Origin of the sequence: Enterobacter sp. 01-M-02-SI-ECC (assembly GCF_047530595.1) — a bacterium.
GTDB classification, from domain to species: Bacteria; Pseudomonadota; Gammaproteobacteria; order Enterobacterales; family Enterobacteriaceae; genus Enterobacter; species Enterobacter cloacae_M.
The window spans coordinates 1-1,221 of the sequence record NZ_JBLKCZ010000091.1 but is presented as its reverse complement, the minus strand read 5'-3'; the positions used below and the strand labels follow the sequence as shown (position 1 = coordinate 1,221).

1 protein-coding gene is annotated in these 1,221 nt (G+C 53.5%); it reads right to left on the bottom strand.

Features of this window, described 5'->3' with window-relative positions; translation table 11 throughout:
• Window positions 1-29 precede the first annotated feature (29 nt).
• Window positions 30-1,150, bottom strand: a protein-coding gene (locus tag ACMWLG_RS25790) for an IS3-like element ISSen4 family transposase (protein WP_085950818.1) whose coding sequence is annotated in 2 segments (ribosomal slippage) — window positions 30-892 and window positions 892-1,150 — 1,122 coding nt in all. Because the reading frame shifts where the segments join, the coding sequence is not laid out codon by codon here.
• Window positions 1,151-1,221 lie beyond the last annotated feature (71 nt).

The window sequence follows — 1,221 nt, the reverse complement described above, 5'->3', positions numbered from 1 at the left end:
TGACCTGCCCCCACGATTAGATACAACACTCAGTTAGTAACGTCGGAATCTTCATTCTCAGAATGACCCTTTCTCCAGCCCGCTGCAAATTCAGACGGTGTCTGATAATTCAGCGTGGAGTGCGGGCGGCATTCGTTATAATCCTGCCGCCAGTCATTAATAATTTTCCTGGCATGAACGATATCGCTGAACCAGTGCTCATTCAAACATTCATCGCGAAATCGTCCGTTAAAGCTCTCAATAAATCCGTTCTGCGTTGGCTTGCCCGGCTGGATTAAGCGCAACTCAACACCATGCTCAAAGGCCCATTGATCCAGTGCACGGCAAGTGAACTCCGGCCCCTGGTCAGTTCTTATCGTCGCCGGATAGCCTCGAAACAGTGCAATGCTGTCCAGAATACGCGTGACCTGAACGCCTGAAATCCCAAAGGCAACAGTGACCGTCAGGCATTCCTTTGTGAAATCATCGACGCAGGTAAGACACTTGATCCTGCGACCGGTGGAAAGTGCGTCCATGACGAAATCCATCGACCAGGTCAGATTGGGCGCCGCCGGACGGAGCAGCGGCAGACGTTCTGTTGCCAGCCCTTTACGACGTCTTCTGCGTTTTACGCCCAGGCCACTGAGGTGATAAAGCCGGTACACGCGCTTATGATTAACATGAAGCCCTTCACGGCGCAGCAACTGCCAAATACGACGGTAGCCAAAACGCCTGCGCTCCAGTGCCAGCTCAGTGATGCGCCCTGATAAATGCGCATCAGCAGCCGGACGGTGAGCCTCATAGCGGCAGGTCGACAGGGATAAACCTGTAAGCCTGCAGGCACGACGTTGCGACAGACCGGTCGCATCACACATCAACATCACGGCTTCCCGCTTCTGGTCTGTCGTCAGTACTTTCGCCCAAGAGCCACCTGAAGCGCCTCTTTATCCAGCATGGCTTCGGCAAGCAGCTTCTTGAGTCTGGTGTTCTCTTCCTCAAGCGACTTCAGGCGCTTAACTTCAGGCACCTCCATACCGCCATACTTCTTACGCCAGGTGTAAAACGTGGCATCGGAAATGGCATGCTTGCGGCAGAGTTCACGGGCGGGTACCCCAGCTTCGGCTTCGCGGAGAATACTGATGATCTGTTCGTCGGAAAAACGCTTCTTCATGGGGATGTCCTCATGTGGCTTATGAAGACATTACTAACATCGGGGTGTACTAATCAACGGGGAGCAGGTCA